Origin of the sequence: Aromatoleum sp., assembly GCF_035254505.1 — a bacterium.
Taxonomy (GTDB): Bacteria; Pseudomonadota; Gammaproteobacteria; order Burkholderiales; family Rhodocyclaceae; genus Aromatoleum.
Window position 1 is genome coordinate 96,923 of the sequence record NZ_DATFAO010000027.1, and the last position, 18,522, is coordinate 115,444.

Annotated in this window: 13 protein-coding genes; 2 read left to right on the forward strand and 11 right to left on the reverse strand. The window is 66.8% G+C overall.

The features are described 5' to 3' along the window. Nucleotides 1-3: 3 nt before the first annotated feature. From VJ673_RS04890 to VJ673_RS04940, 11 genes are all read right to left on the reverse strand, one after another. Nucleotides 4-1,173: a methyl-accepting chemotaxis protein gene (locus VJ673_RS04890; protein ID WP_324124919.1), complete on the reverse strand. Its 1,170-nt coding sequence runs from the start codon at nt 1,171-1,173 to the stop codon at nt 4-6. A 141-nt stretch (nt 1,174-1,314) separates the two neighbouring features. Continuing rightward, nucleotides 1,315-2,937, reverse strand: coding sequence for an ATP-binding response regulator (locus VJ673_RS04895; protein WP_324124920.1), 1,623 nt, complete (start codon nt 2,935-2,937; stop codon nt 1,315-1,317). 174 nt (nt 2,938-3,111) lie between these two features. After that, nucleotides 3,112-5,088, reverse strand: a complete 1,977-nt coding sequence (locus VJ673_RS04900) for a response regulator (RefSeq protein ID WP_324124921.1) — start codon at nt 5,086-5,088, stop codon at nt 3,112-3,114. Nucleotides 5,089-5,194: 106 nt separating this feature from the next. After that, a complete protein-coding gene (locus VJ673_RS04905) occupies nt 5,195-7,669 on the reverse strand; it encodes a hybrid sensor histidine kinase/response regulator (protein ID WP_324124922.1) in 2,475 nt (824 codons plus the stop codon). A gap of 178 nt (nt 7,670-7,847) precedes the next feature. Beyond that, complete coding sequence (locus tag VJ673_RS04910; RefSeq protein WP_324124923.1) at nt 7,848-9,353, reverse strand: methyl-accepting chemotaxis protein; 1,506 nt, start codon at nt 9,351-9,353, stop codon at nt 7,848-7,850. 14 nt (nt 9,354-9,367) lie between these two features. Further along, entirely contained in the window at nt 9,368-9,898 is a 531-nt protein-coding gene (locus tag VJ673_RS04915) for a chemotaxis protein CheW (RefSeq protein WP_324124924.1), read from the reverse strand. Nucleotides 9,899-9,910: 12 nt separating this feature from the next. After that, complete coding sequence (locus VJ673_RS04920) at nt 9,911-10,522, reverse strand: hypothetical protein (protein WP_324124925.1); 612 nt, start codon at nt 10,520-10,522, stop codon at nt 9,911-9,913. Between the two features lie 31 nt (nt 10,523-10,553). Next, on the reverse strand, nt 10,554-12,755 hold the full coding sequence (locus tag VJ673_RS04925; protein WP_324124926.1) for a chemotaxis protein CheA: 2,202 nt from the start codon (nt 12,753-12,755) through the stop codon (nt 10,554-10,556). A 45-nt stretch (nt 12,756-12,800) separates the two neighbouring features. Beyond that, on the reverse strand, nt 12,801-13,202 hold the full coding sequence (locus VJ673_RS04930) for an STAS domain-containing protein (RefSeq protein WP_324124927.1): 402 nt from the start codon (nt 13,200-13,202) through the stop codon (nt 12,801-12,803). A gap of 180 nt (nt 13,203-13,382) precedes the next feature. Continuing rightward, a complete protein-coding gene (ssb, locus tag VJ673_RS04935; protein WP_324124928.1) occupies nt 13,383-13,877 on the reverse strand; it encodes a single-stranded DNA-binding protein in 495 nt (164 codons plus the stop codon). 27 nt (nt 13,878-13,904) lie between these two features. Continuing rightward, nucleotides 13,905-15,089 carry an MFS transporter gene (locus VJ673_RS04940; protein WP_324124929.1) on the reverse strand — a complete coding sequence of 395 codons (1,185 nt, stop codon included), beginning with the start codon at nt 15,087-15,089 and terminating at the stop codon, nt 13,905-13,907. Nucleotides 15,090-15,225: 136 nt separating this feature from the next. Between VJ673_RS04940 and uvrA the strand changes: the two genes are divergently transcribed. Next, nucleotides 15,226-18,060: an excinuclease ABC subunit UvrA gene (gene uvrA, locus VJ673_RS04945; protein WP_324124930.1), complete on the forward strand. Its 2,835-nt coding sequence runs from the start codon at nt 15,226-15,228 to the stop codon at nt 18,058-18,060. Between the two features lie 122 nt (nt 18,061-18,182). Further along, nucleotides 18,183-18,482, forward strand: coding sequence for a hypothetical protein (locus VJ673_RS04950; protein WP_015437556.1), 300 nt, complete (start codon nt 18,183-18,185; stop codon nt 18,480-18,482). Nucleotides 18,483-18,522 lie beyond the last annotated feature (40 nt).

The window sequence follows — 18,522 nt, forward strand, 5'->3', positions numbered from 1 at the left end:
CCCTCAGAAGAACTGGACTTCGGATGAAGCGGCTTTGCCGCGGGCGCGCACGTCCCGCTGCTCCAGCGTCACGTACTTGCGCTCCATTTCTGCGATCCATGCGCCGATATCGATCGGCTGCGCGGTGCCCTGCTCGGCGCCTGACAGGCAGGCGGCGAGTCTTTCGATGTCCTGCCGCGAGTGGGCAAGGATCTGCGACACGCGGTCCTGGAACTGCAGGCTGACGAGCACGTTCTCGACCTGTTGTCGCACTGCATCGCTGCTCGCCGCGAGCTCCTCGGCGGCGGACCGCATTCCCGACGCCGATATGTCGAAGCGTTCGACGACCTGCGCGACCTTTTGCCGCGACGCGTCGATCAGCCGCCGGTCCTGCTCTTCCAGCCCGGCCACGGCTTCGGAGGTCGAAACGATGGACGTCGTGATGCTTTCGATCCTGGCGCCGATCTGCCGCCCGATGTCGCCGGAGGCCGTCGAGAGCTTGCGCACTTCGTCGGCGACGACGGCGAAGCCTCGCCCGGCCTCGCCGGCCCGGGCCGCCTCGATCGCGGCATTGAGCGCGAGCAGGTTCGTCTGGCTCGCGATCCCGGCGACGTCGGCCGCCATCTTGCGCAATTCGGCGATGACCGAGGACAGGTTACGGATCTGGTCGAGCAAGGGCTGCTTGGCGTCGAGGCCCGCCTTCATCTCGCCGAGCAGCGCGCCGAGGTCGGACTGGCTGGCGGCGATCACGTCGACCAGGCCGGTCCCGGCGCCCAAGCCGTCCTGAGCCTGGCGCGAGGCGGCGAGCGCCGACTGGATCCCGTCGAGGATCACCGTGAACTGCTGCGCCAAGTCGGTGATGCCGGTCTCGACCTGCTGCGCGGCGATGTCGATATGGGCGGACCAGCGAGGCAGGATCTCGCCGCCGGCGTCCGCGACGCTGCGCACGTAATCCCCGAGCTGTCGGCGCCGCGTCTGCTCGTCGGCCAGCCTGCGATCTTCGTCGGCCCGGCTCGCCGAGCGGGACCGCAGCTCGGCATGCAGCAGGACGGCAGCGATGAGGGTGGCGACGGCAAGCGCGCCGCCGAGCAGCAAAGAGGTCGCCGAGGCATGCCCGACGAAGGGCAGCGCAACGGCGCCCACCATCCCCGGCAACACGCATCCGGCCGACGCCAGACGCGACGGAGCGGTCATTGCGCGCCTCCCATGCGAACGGCAACCGATTGCAGTGCCATGACATTCTCCTTGCCTTTGCCCGTTGCCTGCAGACTAGGGCGCTTCTACCGCGAAGGGCAGTGTAAAAACACACACGTCCCCCGTGCGATATCCCCTTCGTCAGCGGCCGGCCGGCACGTCTGGAGTCGCGGCGCGGCTGTCGCGGTCCTGCTGCACGCGGGCGGCCTCGATCAGCGTCCAGAGCTCCTGGAAGCGGAAGTCCCGGCTCATCGCGGCCACGGCCTCGGCCAGGCCCGCCTTGTCCGACCCGATCGTCGCGAGCACCGCTTCGACCTTGCTGCCGTTGACCTCCTGCACGGCCGCGTATAGCGCATCGAGCGTCGCAGCGGACAGGGCGGCGAGCGCCCTCACACTCGCCGTGGGCACGGGCACTTCGGGCGAAAGCCACACGTCGGTTTCCGCCTGCGGCGATCCCTTCTCGCCGGCAAGGATGCCAAGATGCCTTTCCAGCGCGGCATACAGCGCCTGCTCATCGAGCGGTTTCGTCAGGAAGCCGTCGGCGCCCATGGCATACGCCTTGTCGCGCACATCGTCGCCGCCGCTTCCGGAGAGCAGCACGATCCGGACGATAGGATCGGCGCTGCGGATCCGACGCGCGGCCTCGAAGCCGTCGAGCTCGGGCATATGCGCGTCCATCAGGATCAGGTCCGGGCGGTGTCGCTGCCATTGCGCAACCGTCAGGGCGCCGTTTTCCGCCTCCACGACCTCGACGTCGAACGGCTCCAGCACGCAGCACAGCAGCAGGCGGCTTTCCGGTGCATCGTCCGCCACGAGGATCTTGGGGCCGCGTCCGCCCCCCGACCGCTCGACTTGCGCCGCGTCGGCTTGCGGGGCTGGAGCTGCGGGGGCGGCACAAACGGACGGCGCGAGGGCGAACGCGACTACAGTACCTGCGCCCGCCCGCTGATCGATGGCGATCTCGCTGCCCATCAGACGCACGTGGCGGAGGCTCAGCGCCATTGCCAGCCCTGTTCCCTGAATGCCCGCCTTGCCATCGGAGTGCGCGAAGGGCTCGAACCGTGCCTGCCCTTCGGACCTCGGCCCGGCGCTGCTGTCGATGATGCTCAATTGCAGCGGCACGCGGCCGTCGGACACCCGTCCGGCGTGCGCCATCAGCGTCACCCGCCCGTCGACCGGTGCGCTGCCGATCGCATCCACGGTGAGCGCCGTCAGCACCCGCCGAAGCTTCCCCCGATCGCAAAGGAGCCAGTTCGGCAGACCGGCAGCCTCGACCGCCAGTGTCACACCCCTCCCTTCGGCAAAGGCGCCCAGATCGGTCGCCACCTCGTCGACGAGGCGCTGTATGCTGACCTCCTCGTCGGCGAGCGGCAGGCAGCCTGCCTCGATCCGCGCCAGCTCAACGAGGTCGTCGACCAGCGCAAGCAAACGTTGGCCCGAAGCGTGGATGCATTCGAGGTTACGCCGCTGCCCCGCGTTGAGTGTCGCCGAGTCGAGCATCAGGCGCGAGAATCCGATCACGGCATTGAGCGGCGCGTGCAGTTCGTGACTGGCAGTCGAGAAGAAAGCGGTCTTGGCGGGATCCACGAGCGCGACGGGGATTGCGGCCGGGACAGGTGGCATCGCGACGGCCGGCGCATCGGTCGTGCCGATGTCCGGGGCTTCGTCCTGGGCGGCGCACAACGCGCGGCGGAGCCGTCGATTGTCGAGCCACAGGGCGACAAGGCCGACTGCGCACACGGCGGCGAGCACCGCCTGGGTCATGCGGCGATCCCTGCGCAAGCGCTGGCCGGTTGCAGCAATTGGCAATCCATCATCGCCTCCCCATGCTCGGTTAAGGATCAGCACCCCGACCGTGGCGAAGCGGGAAACGTCACCTGCGATGACGAATGATAATTTCAAAACGCATGTGCAACCAGACATTTCCGGCGGCAGGCCTCAGTGTGCGGCTTCGGGCAGCAGTTCGCCGACGATGCGCAGCAGTTCATCCCCCGACACCGGCTTCACCAGCACGCGGCGAATGCCCGTCGCCGCGTCGGCCTCGACGTCGCTTCCCGAGCACATGACGATCGGGAGATCGGGGCGGCGCGAGAGGAGTTCCCGTGCGAGTTCGACACCGCTCAGGCCGGGCATGACCTGATCGATCAACGCGAGGTCGAAGCGGGCCGGGTCGGCGCGGACCATTTCGAGCGCGGCATCGGGATCGGTCGTCGCGACAACCTCGCAGCCAGCCGACTCGAAGAGGCTCTTTTCCAGCGCGGCAATGCTCTTTTCATCATCGACGACGAGAAGACGGCCGGACAGGCGACGCCGCGCCGGAATCTCGTCGCCCGGCGCTCGCTGCTCGCTCTGTATGTCGCACGCCGGCAGGTAGATGTCGAAGCGCGTGCCCCGGCCGAGATGCGACTCGACCTGGATGTGGCCGCCCGCGGAGTGCACGATGCCATGCATCACGGACAGCCCGAGCCCCGTACCCTTGCCGACGTCCTTCGTCGAGAAGAAGGGGTCGAAGATGCGCGGCAGGTTCTCCGGCGAGATGCCGGGTCCGTCATCGACCACCGTCAGGCGCACGAATTCGCCTTCGAAATCCATATGGCAGGACGCGCAGCGCCGCGCCGCGGGCAGGCGCTCGAGGCTCACCCGAATGTCGGCGTTGCCCCGGGAACGGCAGGCGTCGCGGATGTTGATACCGAGATTCATCAGCACCTGATGCAGATGCACGGGCCGAATCCTCACCGGCGGCAGCGACCGGTCGAGGCGCAGGCGCACCGGCAGGTCGTCGCCCAGCGTGGCGCGCAGCAGGCGGACGACTTCGGTCACCAGCGGCCCGAGGTCGATCGGAGCGGCCTCCCCCGTCTCGCTGCGGCTGAAGCTCAACAACTGCGCGACGAGGTCCTTGCCGACGCGGCTCGCCTCCAGAATCTCGGTGACGTGGCCGCCCAGCTTGTCATAGCGCCCCGCCTTGACGGCCGTCTCGGCAAATTCCGCAAAACCGAGGATCACCGCCAGCAGGTTGTTGAAGTCATGCGCAATGCCGCTCGCGAGCTGCCCAATGGCCTCCATCTTCTGGGCATGCCACAGCTGCTCCTCGAGCTCCTTGCGTGCGCGCTCGGCCTGACGCCGCCCGGTGATGTCGTGACGCGAGCGCAGGATGCCGAAGACGCTGCCGTCGTGATCGAGCATCGGCCCCGCGTAAGTCTCGTAGATCCGCTCGCCGCCGTGAAGGCCGGACCACAGCGTCTCCTCGGCGCGTAGGGCCTCGCCGGCGAGGATCCGTTCGTCGTCCGGCTCCGAGCCGCAGTCCATGCCGACCATGTCGCCGGGCTGCATGCCGTGCTCGGCGGCCATCGCCCGATTGACATGCAGATAGCGGTTGTCGGTGCCTTTCACGTACACCGAGCCGGGATAGGCGTCGACGACGTGCTGCAGCAGCGCGCGGTTGCGCTCGATCTCGGCAGTGCGCTCGCGCACCCGCGCCTCCAGGCTCTCCTGCTCCTGCCGCAGCGCCTGCTTGACGCGCGCGAGCGTCACGTGGGTCCGTACGCGCGCGAGCACCTCCTCGCGCGCAAAGTTCTTCGCGATGAAATCGACTGCGCCCACGCGCAAGCCTTCGACCCGATCCATCGTTTCGTCCTGAGCGGACAGGAAGATGATCGGAAGGTCCTCGCTGCGCGGGTCGGCCTTGATGCGCCGGCACACCTCGAAGCCATGCATGCCCGGCATGCGCACGTCGAGCAGCACGAGGTCGGGGCAGCGGGCCTGGATCGAGCGCAGCGCGAGCTCGCCGCTCGGGGCCTGGCGCACGGCATAGCCCGCCTCGTGCAGCCATAGCGACAGCAGTCTCAGGGAGGCGGCCGAATCGTCGACCAGCAGGATTTCGCCACTGTCCTCTCTGCTCGCAGATTGTTCAGCCATCCTTGCCCCTCGCAGGCATCAAGATTCGGTTTACCGGGGATACGCGGGGGAGTAGACCACGCTCAAAACCCGCGCCGCAAGAGAGGAAATACTCAGTCAGCGCCCCTCAAACCACAGGCAGCGTCTCCTGATCGAGCCAAGCCTCGAGCCCCTCCAAGACGACACGCAGCCGCCCGTCGAAGTCCGCGAGCGCTGACTCGAGCGCGTCATCCTCGCCGCCGCAAAGGACCGCGTCCAGCCGCGCCGCGGCCGACGACAAGGCTTCGGCGCCGATCGAGGCCGCAGACGATTTCAGCGAATGCGCGAGACACGACGCGGCTTCCGTGTCGCCGCGGCGCAAGGCCTCACGCAATTCGCTGCTGGAACCCGCACGCGTCCCATAAAACATGCGCAGGAGCTTTCCGTGGAGCTCCTGCCTGCCGAAGCAGTGCTTCAGGCCCACTTCGACCGAGACCCCGGCGAGCGGGCGCCGAGAAGCGGAAGATGCCGTCGACGTCTCGCGCCGCCGCCCCCAGGTCGTCAGCTTCGCGAACAGATCGACCGGGTCGAAAGGCTTGCTGACATAATCGTTCATACCGGCCGCGAGACACCGCTCCCGGTCGCTCGCAAGGGCGTGGGCGGTCATCGCGATAATTGGAAGCTCGCCGGCCGGCCGCTCACGCCGGATCAGGCGCGTCGCATCGTAGCCGCTCATGCCGGGCATCTGGATGTCCATCAGCACGACGTCGAAGGTTTCACGGCGCACGCGCTCCAGCGCTTCTTCGCCGCTGCCGGCGGTAGCGATATGGGCGTCCGCGACCTCGACCAGTAGATCCCGCGCAAGCTGCTGATTCACTTCGTTGTCCTCGACGAGCAGCACGCGAAGGCCGGCGAGCTTGGGCTGAACGCGCGGCGCTGGTTGGGCCGCGGCAGCAGGAGGGCCCGCCAGCGCTTGGGCATGACCTACGCCGAAGCGCGCCGTGAAGTGGAAGTTGCTTCCCTGACCCGGCTCGCTCGCGACCCCGATCTCGCCCCCCATCAGCTCGACGAGGCGCTTGCTGATCGCCAGGCCCAGCCCTGTGCCACCATACCTCCGCGTCACCGACGCGTCGGCCTGCGTGAAGGGCTGGAAGAGCAGCGCCATCTGCTCCGCGCTCATGCCGATGCCGTGGTCGCGCACGGCGAAGCGCAGCGTCACGTGGCCCTCCGCCAGGGCCTGCGGCCTGACAAGGACGAGGACCTCGCCGTGCTCGGCAAACTTCACCGCATTGCCACAAAGATTGATCAATACCTGACGCAGGCGCAGCGGATCGCCCACGAGCACCGGCGGCACGTCCGCGGCGACATCGAGCCGGACACGCAGGCCCTTCTCCTCGGCACGCGGCCCGACGATATCGACCACCTCGCCGAGCACGGCGTCGAGGGCGAACTCGGACGATTCGAGATCCACCTTGCCGGCCTCGATCTTCGACACGTCGAGGATATCGTTGATGATGCCGAGCAGCGAGTCCGCCGCGCCCTTGATCTTCCGCAGGTAGTCGCCCTGCTTCGGCGTGAGCTCCGTGTAGAGCGCGAGGTTCGTCAGGCCGAGGATGGCATTCATCGGCGTGCGGATCTCGTGGCTCATGTTGGCGAGGAACTCGCTCTTCGCCTGCGCGGCCGCCTGGGCCGCGTCGCGCGCGCTGACGAGTTCCGCCGTGCGTTGCGCCACCAGCTCCTCCAGATGCTTGCGATGGCGGGTCAACTCGTCGGCATTACGGCGTTTCTCGGTGATGTCCTCGCGCACGGCGACGAAATGGGTGATCGCCCCGCCGGGGTCGCGGATCGGCGTCGCAATGACATATTCCGGGTAGGTCTCGCCGTTCTTCCGCTTGTTGATCATCTCCCCTTGCCAATGCTCACCGCGGCGCAGCGTCCCCCAGAAGCTCGCGTAGGTCGACGGCGGCGTGAGCCCGGATTTCAAGAAACGCGCGTTGCGACCGATCGTCTCCTGCCGGCTGTAACCAGTGGTGCGGACGAAGGCTTCGTTCACATATTCGATATTCGCGTCGACGTCGGTGATCAGGATGCTCTCGACGCTCTGCTCGACCGCACGCGAGAGTTTCCGCAGCTGATCCTCGGTCCGCTTGCGCTCCGTGATATCGATCCGGTTGCCGACGATGTAGCCGCTGGGCGTGCGGTTTTCGACGATCAGAATCCAGCGTCCATCTCCCAGTTCCTGCTCGATCGGCTGGCCCGTGGGATTCTGATGCTGCTGCACGCGCTGTCGCACCCAGCCGTTGATGTCGCCCATCGCGTCCTTGTATTGGCCGCGCTCCGCCCCCTTGCGGATGATCTCTTCGAAGGTCGCGCCCGGCACGATCAGATCGCTGGAGAGCGCGTACTTGTTGCGGTAGGCGCTGTTGCAGATGACGAGGCGATCCTGCTCGTCGAAGATCGTGAAGCCGCTCGCAACCTGCTCGACCGCTTCCAGCAGCAGCTTGTTTGCGCGTTCGGCCGCCTCGGCACTCGCCGTCCGCTCCGCGATGTCATGCCGCTCGTCGCGGAGGCTCCCGGGGCAAGCCCCCCAACTGTCGGCATGCTGCTGCAGGCGACGGATCATGAAGCAGACAATGCGCCGCCACGTCCGCGCGACAAGACTTCGCCCCTCCCGCGCGCAGCCCGCCGCGCTCGTCCTGCCCTGCCCCTCCATCACGTGCCGTCCCCTTGTCTCCCCGATTATTGTTTGATGATATGACACTCCGTGATCATCGCCATCGCCTTGTCGCCCGATCGTCCCCTCAGCGCAGAGCGAAGAAGCCCATCGTCCGCTGCAGCTTCTCCGCCTGGCTGTTCATCTCGTCTGCCGTCGAGGCGAGTTCCTCGGCAGCGGCGGCGTTCTGCTGCGTGATCTGGTTCAGCTGGTTCATCGCAATGTTGATCTGCGCAACGCCCGTCGATTGCTCTTCGGACGCGGCGGCGATCTCCTGCACCAGATCCGAGGTCTTGCGGATCGACGGCACCATCGCGTCGAGGAAGCCGCCCGCCTTCTCGGCGAGGCTCACGCTGCCCTTCGCGACCTCGCCGATCTCGCGCGCCGCCCCTTGGCTGCGCTCGGCGAGCTTCCTCACCTCGGTCGCGACCACCGCGAAGCCCTTGCCATGCTCACCCGCCCGCGCCGCCTCGATCGCGGCGTTCAACGCGAGCAGGTTCGTCTGGTAGGCGATCTCGTCGATGATGCTGATCCGCTCGGCGATGCTCTTCATCGCAGTGACCGTCTCCTTCACCGCCGCCCCGCCTTCCACGGCCTCCGCCGACGACTTCGCCGCCATGCCGTCCGTGACCTTGGCGTTCTCGGCGTTCTGGCTGATCGACGAGGACATCTGCTCGATCGACGCACCCGTCTCCTCGACGCTCGCCGCCTGCTCGCTCGTCGCCTCCGACATCGACTGCGCGGTCGCCGACACGCCTTCGGACGAAGACGACAGCACAGAAGCGGCGTTGCGGATGTCGGTCACGATGCTGGCGAGATTGCCCGCCATCGTGTTCACCGCATGTGTCAGCTGCCCGATCTCGGTCCGCAGGTCGCCGACCCCCTGCATCCGCAAGTCGCCCGCGGCGACGATCTGGCAGCCGCGAATCGCTCCGTTGAGCGGCCGCAGCAGCCTGAAGACGAGCATCCACCAAACGAGCCCCGCCAGCACCACGCCGGCTCCCGCGATTGCGGCGCGCGTCACCGCGTCACCGAAGCCTGCCGCCAGCACCAGCAGGATCGCCACCAGCCCAACCGACGCAAGACTCGTGCGCGCCTGGACGTTCAGACGCGCGAGCGCCCCGATCCGGCCGAGGAGCCCGCTTCTCACCACCGCGCCTCCCTTCACCGTCAGTCCGCGCGCCGATCCTTCGCGGAAGCGGCGATAGATCCGCTCCGCCTCCTCGACCCGCGCGCGCGTCGGCCGCGAGCGCAAGGACATGTAGCCCACCACCCGGCCGTCCTCCCAGATCGGGTTTGCGTTGGCCTCGACCCAGTAGTGGTCACCGTTCTTGCAGCGGTTCTTCACCATGCCGCGCCACGGCCGCCCGGCCTGCAGCGTCTTCCACAAGTCGGCGAAGGCCTCCGGCGGCATGTCGGGGTGGCGGATGACGTTGTGTGCCTTGCCGAGCACCTCCTCCTCGGAGAAGCCGCTGATCTCCAGGAAGGGGCGATTGACGTAGGTGATGCGGCCTTTCAGGTCCGTCTTCGAGACGATGTACTCGCCCTCGGCGAGGTGTCGCTCCACATTGGTCACGGGCATGTTCACGCGCATGGCGAGTCTCCAGATCAGTTGTGCGGCACGGAGTCGGATTGCAGAGCGCCTCCCGCGGCGCTCGCGAGGTCGTCCAGGGAAAGCACGTCATTGACACTGAGGATGATCGCGAAGCGTCCATTCACCTTGCCGATGCCAGCAATGAAGTGGGCGCACACGCCGCTACCGAAGCGCGGCGCGGGTTCGATGTCGCCCGGTGCCATCTCGAGCACTTCGGACACCGCATCGACGACCACCCCGAGGTCGTACCTGCGCTCGTCGTCCGCGACCTCGACGATCAGGATGCAGGTCCGCCGCGAGATGTTGGTACGGCTGCGGCCGAAACGCGCCGACAGATCGACCACCGGCACGACGGATCCACGCAGGTTGATCACGCCGCGGATCGCCTGCGGCATCGTCGGCACCTCGGTCAGGTCGCCGTACTCGATGATCTCCTTCACGTGCAGGATGCCAATCGCGAAGAGCTCGCCTCCAAGCATGAAGGTCACGTACTGCGCCGGCGCGTCGATCCTCGGCTCCACTGCGGTCTCCAGCCTTGCACCCATCGTCGCGGCTCCTCAGAAATTCACGAAATCGAGATCCAGCTCGCCGAAGGCCGGCTGGGTGGCGCCGGCCGGCGTCGCAGCCGTTCGCCGCGCCGGCTTCGCGATGGGTTCCACGCTTTCGGGCGCGCCCGCCTGATCCCTCGCCGCCGCTCCCGTCTCGACCCGCACGGACGCAAGCACACTGACTCGGTCGTCGGCCTCGGTCCGCACGCTGGCGCGCAGGTCGCCAGCGGCGATCCGGTCCACCACTGCCTTCGCGTACTGGGGCTCGCCGCCGATCTGGCGTCGCAGGTCGTTCAACACCGCACGCGCCCCCAAGCTCGCCAGCGCGATGACGGCAGCTCCGACGATGAGCAGGGACCGCAGCGCGTCGTCGTGAAGGGCCGCCGCTTCGTCCGCTCGCTGCTGGCCGATTTGTGGCGCTTGCACGTCCGCATCCATGCGAACCTCGTGCACGCTTTCATCCGCAGCGCCAGCCTGACTGTGCGCGGTCAAGACCGGAGCGTTGCCGAATGCCGCAAGCTCAAAGGCCTTGTCGATCTGGTAGTAGGCGACGCCGCCGAGCGTCGCGAGCCCCAGGGCCATGATCGTCACCAGCGCGTACAGGCGCTGCGCGAGAGTCATATTGTTTGCCATGCCGCCCCCCTTCCGTCAGTCAAGCCGTTGTTGTCAGCAGGCGGCCGGCTGCTCCGCCCCCGGCGTCCCGCGCCGCTGCCTCCTGCAGCAGCGACGGCACATCCAGAATCAAGGCCACCTGGCCACTGCCAAGGATCGTCGAGCCGCCGATGCCGCGCACCCGGCTGAAGACTTTCCCCAAGGGCTTGATCACGGTCTGGAACTCACCCATCAGCTCGTCGACGACGAGCCCCGCCTTATGCACGCCATAGCGCACGACGACGATGCTCTCGCGATGCCCGCCATAGCCACTGAGGCCGAAGCGGTCGCGCAACCGCAGGAAAGGCAGGACCTCGCCGCGCAGGTTGATGTAGGCCCGTCCCGTCGCCGCCCGCCGGTCCGCGTCGGAGAGCTCGACGCACTCCAGTACCATGTCGAGCGGCACGACATAGGCTGCGTCCCCGACGCCGACGAGGAAACCGTCGATGATCGCGAGCGTCAGCGGCAGGCGGATGCGCACCGTCGTCCCCTGCCCCTCCGTGCTTTCCAGCTCGACCGTGCCGCGCAGGGCCTCGATGTTCTGCCGCACCACGTCCATACCAACGCCGCGGCCCGAGAGATTGCTCAACTGCTCCGCAGTCGAGAATCCCGGCTCGAAGATCAGGTCGTGGATCTCGTGCTCGGCGAGGCTTTGTCCGGCCTGCACCAGCCCCCGCCCAACGGCCTTCGCGACGATGCGCTCCTTGTTCAGCCCGCTCCCGTCGTCGCTCACCTCGATCACGATGCAGCCGGAGTCGTGGCAAGCGTTCAGACGCAGGGTCCCGCGTGCCCGCTTGCCACGACCGGTGCGGATCTCGGCCGATTCGATGCCGTGGTCGATCGCATTGCGCACAAGATGCGTCAGCGGATCCGTGATCCCTTCGACGACACTCTTGTCGAGCTCGGTTTCGGCGCCGCCGATCACCAGCTCGATGTCCTTGCCGAGCTCCTTGCCGACGTCGCGCACGACGCGCTGGAAGCGGTTGAAGGTCTCGCCGATCTGCACCATGCGCAGGCGCAGCGCTCCGTCGCGGATCTCCTCCACGAGGCTGGAGATCCGCGTCGTCGCTTCCAGCATCGCCCCATCGCGCCGCTGCTGCGCGAGCAGATTCGCGCCCGCACCGGCGATCACGAGCTCGCCGACGAGATTGATCAGGCTGTCCAGTTTGTCCGCGGGCACGCGTACGAGCTTGTGTTCCGCCACCTTGTTCGTCCGGCTGCGCAGCTGCTTGTCGAGCGCGCTCTGCACGACCTGCGGCGCCACCACCTTCTGCTCCACCAGCAACTCGCCCAGCGGCCCGGTGACCGGCCCGGCCGCGAGCGCGTTCTGCCAGTCGAGCCCCGCCTCGAGCTCGCGCCGCGTCAAGGCGCCGCTCGCGACGAGGATCTCCCCCAACCGCAGATCGTCCTCGGGCCCGCGCCGGATCAGCTCCACGTACTCCGACACCTTGCTGTGCGGCGGCAGCACGTGGATCTCCGAATCCTCACGCACGAACTCGAACACGTCCTCGATCGTTTCCTTGCTCGCCCCCGAACGCAGCTCGATCTCGAAACCTAGGTAGCAGGATTCCGGGTCCATCGCCGCCCCCTCGGGCATCGCGTCCGACAGCGTCGTGATCGATACGACCTCTCCCACGGTCGCCAGGTAACGAATGAAGGACAGCGGATCCATGCCGTTGCGCAATACATCGCGGTCGAAGCGCAGCGAAATGTGCCAATTGTCGGTCGTCACGGCCTCACCGTGACCATGTTCCGGAGCACTCCCCACCCCGGGCTTAAGGCCCTCGCGCGACACGGCTGCGGCCGCGATCGCCGGCTTACCCAAGAACCCCCTCAGACTTGCCATCAGGCGCTCGCCGCATGCCCGCGTCTCCTCGTCCAGCGCCATCGCCGGCACGTGCGCGACGAGCTTGCCGATGTGGTCACCACAGGGCAGCAGCACCGCGATCAGCTCGCCGCAGACCGCGATCTCCCGCGTCCGCAGCTTGTCGAGGACGTGCTCCAGCACATGCGTGAACGCGACGATCGGCTCCAGCCCGAACAACCCGGCCGACCCCTTGATCGTATGCGCCGCGCGGAACATCGCATGGATAAGCGCCTCGTTCGTAGGTGCGCCTTCGAGGCGCAGCAGCGCCTCTTCCATGTCGCGCAACAATTCGCCCGCCTCGGCGACGAAGGTGTCCAGAGCCTGATCGAAATTCACGTCGTCCGTCCCTCAAGGATTGACACCATCATCCCGATCCGGAGCTCAGCTCCGCGGCAGCCCACCATGCCGAGCACAATCGTCCACAAGGCCCACAAGCTGGATCGTCTCCAGGGCGTCCTTCACCGCATCGCTGCAAGCGGCGACCCGGTAGCCGATTCCGCGACGCCCTGCCTCGCGCGTCGCCAGAATCAGCAGCTGCAGCCCCGCGCAATCCACCTCATTCACGGCCGAAAGGTCCAGATCCACAGCCCGGCCCGCCTCCAGCGCGCTCATCAGCTCGCGGTGACGTTCCGCAACGGTATAGATCGTGAGCTCGCCTTCGGGACGGAAGCGGGTCGGCCGCTCATTCACGGCATCGGATAAAGTCGAGGAGTTCATCGCACGCACCTCTCCATTGTCTGCAGCAATCGCCGCGATCCAGCTGCCGACCGCTTGTGCCAACATGGAATGCAGTATCGGCGCTGCGGCCTGAGGGGCGGGAGCGTCCAATTACACGCGTGGACTAGGTAATTCCTCACAGAGGCGCGGGGAGCGAGCGTCGGCCCGGCCCGCCCGTAAACGAAAAAAACCCGGCAACCCCAAGGGGCGCCGGGTCTTCCCGAACCGGGTACTACGAGGCGTCGCTCAGAACGGGATATCGTCGTCGAAATCGCCGAAACCGCCGCCGCTGCTCGGCTGGCTCGGGGCGCGCTGCGCGGGCGCAGCCTGCGGCGCCTGGCGCGCCGGTGCCGCAGCCGGCGCGTCATAGCCGCCCTCGGACTGACGCATCGGCGCGTCGCCGCCCGAGCGCGAACCCAGCATCTTCATCTCGTCGGCACGGATCTCGGTCGTGTAACGATCCTGGCCGTCCTTGTCCTGCCACTTGCGCGTCTGCAGGCGGCCTTCCACGTACACCTGGCTACCCTTGCGCAGATATTGCGACGCGATCTCCGCGAGGCGGCCGAAGAACACCACACGATGCCACTCGGTCGCTTCCTTGCGCTCGCCGCTCGCCTTGTCCTTCCAGGTCTCGGTCGTCGCGATCGTGACGTTGCAGATCGCGTCGCCACTTGGCGCATACCGCGTTTCCGGGTCCCGACCCAGGTTGCCGATCAGGATCACTTTGTTCAGGGAAGCCATCCCTTTCTCCTCGAATACAAATTCAAATTAGCGTGCGGTCGCGCCCGCAACGGGGCGCCGCACAGGTGGATTCATTGATGCCGCAAGCACCAGCCAGACCACCGCCAGCACCCCACAGGCGAGATTGACTGCGCCGCTGCCGAAGTGTTCGGCGATCCAGCCGCCGACCGCGCCGCCCAGGAACAACCCGACGGACTGCAGCGTGTTGTAAAGCCCCAGCGCCGTTCCCTTCGCATGCGGAGGCGCGACGCGCGAAATCCATGACGGGAGAATAGCCTCGAGCACATTGAACGCAACGAAGAACAACGTCAACCACAAGGCCAGCGCCGGCAGGCTGCGCCCGAAGGCATACAGGCCCGCCTGTACCACCACCAGCAGCCCGACCGCCATACTGAATATGGTCTTCATTCGGCCGCCCTTCTCCGCAATGATCACCGCCGGCACCATCAGCGCGAACGACAGCAACACTGCCGGCAGATAGACCTTCCAGTGCTCCGGCAGCGGCAGGCCACCTCCGGCCACGAGCGCCGCAGGCACCAGCACCCACATCGCCGTCTGGATCAGGTGCAGCGTGAAGACCCCGAAGTTCAGGCGCATCAGCTGCCCGTCGCGCAGCACGTCAGCGAAGCGTCCGCCATTGACGCGCGGCACGGCCGGCGCCGCCGGCACGACATACAGCACGACCCCGATCGCTGCGAGAGCCAGCACGCCGGTCAGCCAGAAGATCCCGCTCATGCCGATCAGCGAATACAGCACTGGCGCCGCCACCATCGACAACGCAAATACCAGGCCGATACTCGAGCCGATCATCGCCATGATCTTGGTGCGATGCTGGTCCCGCGTCAGATCGGCGGCCAATGCCGTCACCGCCGCCGAAATCGCGCCGGCCCCCTGCAGCACCCGTCCGGCGATAACGACCTGGATGCTCGCCGCGAGCGCCGCGACAACGCTGCCCAGCGCGAAGAGGACAAGCCCGAACACGATCACCGGCTTGCGGCCGAAGCGGTCAGACGCCACCCCGTAGGGCATCTGCAGGAAAGCCTGAGTCAGCCCGTACGCGCCGATCGCAAGCCCGACCAGTGCCAGGTCGTCCCCGCCCGGCAGCTTGTGCGCATGCAGCGAAAACACCGGCAGGATCAGGAACAAGCCAAGCATACGCAACGCAAAGATCGCTGCCAGGCTCGCGCCGGCGCGCCGCTCGGCAGGTGTCATGGAGTCTTGCTGGGGTCGGGACATGGGAGACGGCGGACCGGGCAAAAGATAGATTCTAACATCGGCCATCCCCGGGTTTGTTCCAGGTCCGTGTTCTCTCGTATAGTTGCATGTTCCCCTTCGGCGGCACAGGTCCATGGACGAAATCCGCATTCGCGGCGCGCGCACTCACAACCTCAAGAACATCAACCTCGACCTGCCGCGCAACCGCCTCACCGTGATCACCGGCCTGTCCGGCTCCGGCAAGTCATCGCTGGCCTTCGACACCCTCTACGCCGAAGGCCAGCGCCGCTACGTCGAATCGCTGTCGGCCTACGCCCGCCAGTTCCTGCAGCTGATGGAAAAGCCCGATGTCGACCTCATCGAAGGCCTGTCGCCGGCGATCTCGATCGAACAGAAGGCCACCAGCCACAACCCGCGCTCGACCGTCGGCACCGTCACCGAGATCCACGACTACCTGCGCCTGCTCTACGCGCGCGCCGGCACGCCGCACTGCCCGGACCACCCCGAGCAGGCGCTCGAAGCGCAGACCGTCTCGCAGATGGTCGATCACATCCTCGCCCTGCCCGAAGACACGCGGCTGATGATCCTCGCGCCGGTGGTCTCGTACAGGAAGGGGGAACAGCACGAACTCTTCGCCGAACTGCGTGCCCAGGGCTTCGTGCGCGTGCGCGTCGACGGCCAGGTCGGCGAGCTCGACGCCCTGCCTCCCCTCGAAAAGGGCCGCCGCCACAGCGTCGAAGTCGTGATCGACCGCCTCAAGGTGCGCGCTGACCAGCGCGGGCGACTGGCCGAATCCTTCGAGACCGCACTCACCCATGCCGACGGCCGCGCGATCGCCGTCGAGATGGACAGCGGCCACGAACACCTCTTCTCGGCCCGCTTCGCCTGCCCGATCTGCAGCTATTCGCTCGCCGAACTCGAACCGCGCCTCTTCTCGTTCAACAACCCCTCGGGCGCCTGCCCGAAGTGCGACGGCCTCGGCCAGGTCGAATTCTTCGACCCCGCCCGCGTCGTCGCCCACCCCGAACTCTCGCTCGCGGCCGGCGCGATCCGTGGCTGGGACCGCCGCAACCAGTTCTACTTCCAGATGCTCGCCGGGCTCGCCAGCCACTACGACTTCGACGTCGACGCGCCTTTCGAGACCCTGTCCGACGAGGTCCGCCAAGTCGTCCTGCACGGCTCGGGCCGACACAAGATCACCTTCCGCTACCTCTCCGACAACGGCCGCATGGTCCCCAAGGAGCACCCCTTCGAAGGCATAATCCCCAACCTCGAACGACGCTACCGCGAAACCGACTCGATCGCGGTGCGCGAAGAGCTCACCAAGTACCGCGCGACGCAAGCCTGCCCTGCCTGCCACGGCACAAGGCTGCGCAGTGAAGCGCGCCACGTGCTGATCGGCGGCCAATCGCTGCATACTGTCAGCCACATGCCGCTCGGCGAGTGCAAAGCCTTCTTCGACGCACTCAGCCTGACCGGCCAGCGAGCCCTCGTCGCCGCCAAGATCGTCAAGGAAATCTCCGATCGCCTGAGCTTCCTGATCAACGTCGGCCTCGATTACCTCTCGCTCGACCGTTCCGCCGACACCCTCTCGGGGGGCGAAGCCCAACGCATCCGCCTCGCCAGCCAGATCGGCTCCGGTCTCACCGGCGTCATGTACGTCCTCGACGAACCCTCGATCGGCCTGCACCAGCGCGACAACGACCGCTTGCTGGCGACCCTGCGCCAACTGCGCGACCTCGGCAACACTGTGATCGTCGTCGAACACGACGAAGACGCGATCCGCAGCGCCGACTATGTCGTGGATATGGGCCCGGGCGCCGGCGTCCATGGCGGCGAAATCGTCGCCCGAGGAACCCCGGCCGAGATCGTCGCCAACCCGCAATCCCTGACCGGCGCCTATCTCGCCGGCCACGAGGCCATCCAGCCCCCCGCGCGCCGCAGCGCGCCCGACCCGGAGCGTCTATTCCGCCTGCGCGACTGCACCGGCAACAACCTGAAGGACGTCACGCTCGAACTCCCGATCGGCCTCTTCACCTGCATCACGGGCGTCTCCGGCTCCGGCAAATCGACGCTGATCAATGACACCCTCTACGCCATCGCCGCACATCACCTCTACGGCTCCAACATTGAGCCCGCGCCTCACGGCGAGGTCGAAGGGCTGGATCACTTCGACAAGGTCATCAACGTCGACCAGAGCCCCATCGGCCGCACCCCGCGCTCGAACCCGGCGACCTACACTGGCCTGCTGACGCCCGTGCGCGAACTCTTTGCTGGCGTCCCGGAAGCGCGCGCGCGCGGCTACGGTCCCGGCCGCTTCTCCTTCAACGTCAAGGGCGGACGCTGCGAAGCCTGCCAGGGCGACGGCATGATCAAGGTCGAAATGCACTTCCTGCCCGACATGTACGTCCCCTGCGACGTCTGCCACGGCAAGCGCTACAACCGCGAAACGCTCGAAATCCGCTACAAGGGCAAGACCATCTACGACGTCCTCGACATGACCGTCGAGAACGCCCTCGAATTCTTCCGCCCCGTACCCAGTGTCGCACGCAAGCTCGAGACCCTGATGGACGTCGGCCTCGGCTACATCCGCCTCGGCCAGAGCGCGACCACGCTCTCGGGCGGCGAAGCCCAACGCGTCAAACTCGCCCTCGAACTCTCGAAACGCGACACGGGCCGCACCCTCTACATCCTCGACGAACCCACCACCGGCCTGCACTTCCGCGACATCGAACTGCTGCTCGGCGTCCTGAATCGCCTGCGCGACCACGGCAACACCATCGTCGTCATCGAGCACAACCTCGATGTGATCAAGACCGCCGACTGGGTCATCGACCTCGGGCCGGAAGGCGGTCACCGCGGCGGCCAGATCCTCTGCACCGGTGCTCCCGAAGCGATCGCGGGCCACCCGAGCAGCCATACCGGGCGCTACCTGAGGAAACTCCTGCCTGCAACCGTCCCCGCGTGACGGCGCCAGGACAGTTCGCTCGCTCAGACTGCTTCCAGCGCTTACAATTTGATCAGCACCAGTCCTCGCTTGCCCCGGCTCCCCACTTGAGAATCGCGGCAGAAAGCATTAAGGAGAACGCCATGCCCGAAGTCCCGAACGACCCTCAAAGCATCTTCCTCGACCGCATCGAACGGCGAGTGAAGATCCTCAAGACGCTTCTCGACGCAGCCCTGGGCGTCTACCTTCCCGCCGAAGACCAGCAACGGCGACGTGCCATCGAACAGGTCGTGCGCTCGACGGCCCGCCAGAGCGAACTCCCGCAGCTAACCAACGACACGCTCAAGAAGGCCTACGACATCGTCAACGGACACCTCGAGGCCATGCAGAAGGTCCTTCCGCACGACGTCCAGTATCGCAATCGCGTCCGCAAGAACTGGTAAGGCGACGCCGCTCAGTCCGGATAACCGTCCGGATTCTGCG

Excerpts from the sequence above, each read along its gene's own strand:
- VJ673_RS04900 (WP_324124921.1), bottom strand. The coding sequence starts at position 5,088 with ATGGCTGAACAATCTGCGAGCAGAGAGGACAGTGGCGAAATCCTGCTG.
- VJ673_RS04895 (WP_324124920.1), bottom strand. The coding sequence starts at position 2,937 with ATGACCCAGGCGGTGCTCGCCGCCGTGTGCGCAGTCGGCCTTGTCGCC.
- VJ673_RS04910 (WP_324124923.1), bottom strand. The coding sequence starts at position 9,353 with ATGCGCGTGAACATGCCCGTGACCAATGTGGAGCGACACCTCGCCGAG.
- VJ673_RS04920 (WP_324124925.1), bottom strand. The coding sequence starts at position 10,522 with ATGACTCTCGCGCAGCGCCTGTACGCGCTGGTGACGATCATGGCCCTG.
- VJ673_RS04890 (WP_324124919.1), bottom strand. The coding sequence starts at position 1,173 with ATGACCGCTCCGTCGCGTCTGGCGTCGGCCGGATGCGTGTTGCCGGGG.
- VJ673_RS04930 (WP_324124927.1), bottom strand. The coding sequence starts at position 13,202 with ATGTTGGCACAAGCGGTCGGCAGCTGGATCGCGGCGATTGCTGCAGAC.
- uvrA (WP_324124930.1), top strand. The coding sequence starts at position 15,226 with ATGGACGAAATCCGCATTCGCGGCGCGCGCACTCACAACCTCAAGAAC.
- VJ673_RS04905 (WP_324124922.1), bottom strand. The coding sequence starts at position 7,669 with ATGATCCGTCGCCTGCAGCAGCATGCCGACAGTTGGGGGGCTTGCCCC.
- VJ673_RS04915 (WP_324124924.1), bottom strand. The coding sequence starts at position 9,898 with ATGGGTGCAAGGCTGGAGACCGCAGTGGAGCCGAGGATCGACGCGCCG.
- VJ673_RS04940 (WP_324124929.1), bottom strand. The coding sequence starts at position 15,089 with ATGACACCTGCCGAGCGGCGCGCCGGCGCGAGCCTGGCAGCGATCTTT.
- ssb (WP_324124928.1), bottom strand. The coding sequence starts at position 13,877 with ATGGCTTCCCTGAACAAAGTGATCCTGATCGGCAACCTGGGTCGGGAC.
- VJ673_RS04950 (WP_015437556.1), top strand. The coding sequence starts at position 18,183 with ATGCCCGAAGTCCCGAACGACCCTCAAAGCATCTTCCTCGACCGCATC.